The organism is Streptomyces olivochromogenes (assembly GCF_001514115.1).
Classification (GTDB): domain Bacteria; phylum Actinomycetota; class Actinomycetes; order Streptomycetales; family Streptomycetaceae; genus Streptomyces; species Streptomyces olivochromogenes.
In genome coordinates this window covers 1-3013 of the sequence record NZ_KQ948512.1, presented here as the reverse complement: position 1 = coordinate 3013, position 3013 = coordinate 1, and the positions used below count along the sequence as shown (strand labels likewise).

The 3013-nt window shown below is 71.7% G+C and carries 3 protein-coding genes; all 3 read right to left on the bottom strand.

Annotation, left to right across the window (positions count from 1 at the left end; translation table 11 throughout):
• The coding region (locus AQJ27_RS51215) for a GlgB N-terminal domain-containing protein (RefSeq protein WP_425275298.1) at positions 1-1016 on the bottom strand (1016 nt) is incomplete at its 3' end.
• 36 nt (positions 1017-1052) lie between these two features.
• On the bottom strand, positions 1053-2516 hold the full coding sequence (locus tag AQJ27_RS51210) for a maltokinase N-terminal cap-like domain-containing protein (protein ID WP_067385956.1): 1464 nt from the start codon (positions 2514-2516) through the stop codon (positions 1053-1055).
• Positions 2517-2637: 121 nt separating this feature from the next.
• Positions 2638-3013: alpha-glucosidase C-terminal domain-containing protein (locus AQJ27_RS51205; protein ID WP_208948625.1), on the bottom strand; the 376-nt coding region annotated here is incomplete at its 5' end.

The window sequence follows — 3013 nt, the reverse complement described above, 5'->3', positions numbered from 1 at the left end:
GGACGGGCCCCCCGGGCCGCCATCCACTCCTCGTCCGTCCACACGTGGTGCGAGGCTTGCACGATCGACGACGTGCGCGGCGGGACCTCGGTCCGCCGGGCCATCGGGTCGGCCCGCAGGGTGCGGGAGCCGTCCGGGCGGGTGATCTCGAACTTGTAGAGCTCGCCCTCGCCGATCGCCGGTACGAACAGCTCCCACACCCCGGAGGAGCCGAGCGACCGCATCGGGAACCCGGTGCCGTCCCAGAAGTTGAAGGTGCCGGCGAGGCGGACACCGCGGGCGTTCGGCGCCCAGACCGTGAAACGGGTGCCGGCCACCCCCTGGTGCACCATCGGCTCCGCACCCAGGGCGCGCCACAGCTCCTCGTGGCGTCCCTCGCCGAGCAGATGGAGATCGAACTCCCCGAGCGCGGGCAGGAAGCGGTACGCGTCCTCGGTGTCCTGAACCGTCCCCTCGTACGCGACGAGCAGCCGGTACGCCTCCGGGACCGCGCGCAGCGGCACCAGCGCCGAGAAGAACCCGTCCCCGTCGTCGTGCAGCTCGGCCCGCAGGTCGTCCGTCACGACGGTCACCCCGAGCGCGTACGGACGGAAGGCCAGGAAGGCCACACCGCCGGGTACCTGATGGGCGCCGAGCACCCCGTGCGGATCATGGTGCGTGCCGGAGAGCAGCCGCTCGCGGTCAGCGGGTTCCACCCCGGCGAAGACGGGAGCGCTGTCGACGACGGCGGGCTCAAAAACCCCGACCACGGGCTCGGCGCCCCTCGGCTCGGCGGCGCGCGGTTCGGGAACCCTCGCCCCGGCCCCCTTCTTCGAGACCTTGGAGACCGCCGAGACCTTCGCATCCTTCGCGGCCTTGCTCCCGGCAGGCTTCTGAGCAGCGGCCTTCTGGACGGCAGCCTTCTTGACCGCAGCCTTCTTGACCGTCGCTTTCTTCACCGCCGCCTTCTCGGCGGCAGCCGGCTTCTTGGCACCGTTCTTCTTCGGACTGTCGTCGGACGGGGGGCGGGGCGTCACGGGCAGGGCCTCCTCGGCGGGGTGAGGTGGGGAAGGTCAGGGGGATGCGGCGAGTCGGCGTATCGCCGCCATCGGTACCGGCAGCCAGTCGGGCCGGTGCCGGGCCTCGTACAGGACTTCGTAGATCGCCTTGTCCGTCTCGTAGGCGCGCAGGAGTACGGGATCGGCGCGCGGGTCACGGCCGGCGACCTCCGCGTATCCGGCGCAGTACGCGGCCCGGCAGGTGTCGGCCCAGTCGGGCACCGGCGGGATTGCCCCTGCGCGAGCGGAGCCGAGGGCCCCGGGGACGGCGTGGGCCGCGTAGTCGAAGGAGCGGAGCATCCCCGCTATGTCCCGCAGGGGCGGCTGGGGCATACGGCGCTCGGCGAGCGGTTTCGAGGGCTCGCCCTCGAAGTCTATGAGCGACCACTCCCCGGAGGGCGCGCGCAGGCACTGGCCGAGGTGCAGATCCCCGTGTATGCGCTGGGCGGTCCAGGTCTGGCCCTCGGTGGCCAGGTCGGCCAGCGCCTCGAAGGCGGTGCGCAGACCGGCGGCGTACGGTCGCAGCGCGGGCACCGCCTGCGCTGCCGCGGCCAGCCGCTCGGTCATGCCGCCGACGAGCAGTTCCATCTGCACGTGCCCCAGCGTGGCCGTGGGCAGGGCCCGGGCGAGGGCCGTGTGCACCTCGGCGGTGGCCCGGCCCAGCGCCCGCGCCTCCCCTGTGAAGCCCTCGCCGCCGCGACAGCCGTCCTTGGCCGGTTCGCTCTCCTTGGCCAGTTCGCTCAGCGCCAGCTCCCAGCCGTCCACCGCGCCCTGGACATAGGGTTGCAGCACTCCCAGGACGTACGTCTCCCCGCCCAGGTCGGCGGCCATCCACGCCGTCGGTGCCGGCACCCGGGGGCAGCCCTCCCGGGCGAGCGTCAGTGGCAGCTCCAGATCGGGGTTCACCCCCGGGACGATGCGGCGCAACAGCTTCAGGATGAACGTATCTCCGAAGACCAGGGACGAGTTGGACTGTTCCGCGGTGATCAGGCGCGGTATCAGACCGCCCCGTATCTCCTGGCGTCGGTCCCGTTCGAAGCGCAGCTCGCCGACGCGGGCCTCGGTGCGCAGGGCCTCCAGGAGTACGTCGGCGGGGCGCGGGTCGTGCAGCGCCTCGTAGACCGTGTGCCCCGCCAGCGGTCCCTCTTCCACGTGTCCGATCAGCGCGGGCGCGAGGTGCGGTGGGAGTGCCTCGCGTACGCCGATCAGCAGTTGGTAGCAGTCGCCGGGCTGGGTGCCGGCTCCCTGGGCGGGGGTGAGCGGCTGGTGCGCCCGGACCAGCAGGTGGAGCAGGCCCAGCTGAGCCGTCGAGGGCAGCAGTTCGTTGGCCGTCACCAGGGAGAACCCGGTCACCGGACGGCCCTTGCCCGCGAACCAGCGCTGCCGTGGCAGCCATTCCCGTAGGAGCGGATCGAGCGACGCGAGCAACTCGGGGCGTGCGACGGGGGCCGTGACAGAGTGGATTGCGGCTTCCGACATGACGTCGCGTCCTTTCCCCAGGGGCCCGGGAGACCGGGGGAGTCGGGGTGTTACTGATGCGTGCCCAGGGCGGGACGGAGGAAACCGCCCCGCCGACCGGGTTCTGGAGTCTGTCCTTGGATCAGATGGCGTCCTTGCGCAGTCGGAACCAGTAGAAGCCGTGGCCCGCGAGGGTGAGCAAGTACGGCAGCTCCCCGATGGCCGGGAATCGCACCCCGCCGATCAGCTCGACGGGGTGGCGGCCGTTGAAGGCCCGCAGGTCCAGTTCGGTGGGCTGGGCGAAGCGGGAGAAGTTGTGCACGCACAGGACGAGGTCGTCCTCCTTGCCCTCGGTCGAGGGGGCTTCGCGCAGGAAGGCGATGACCGCGGGGTTGGAGGACTGGAGTTCCGTGTAGGAGCCGAGGCCGAAGGCCTGGTTCTGCTTGCGGATCTCGATCATGCGGCGGGTCCAGTGCAGCAGGGACGAGGGCGAGGACATGGAGGCCTCGACGTTCGTC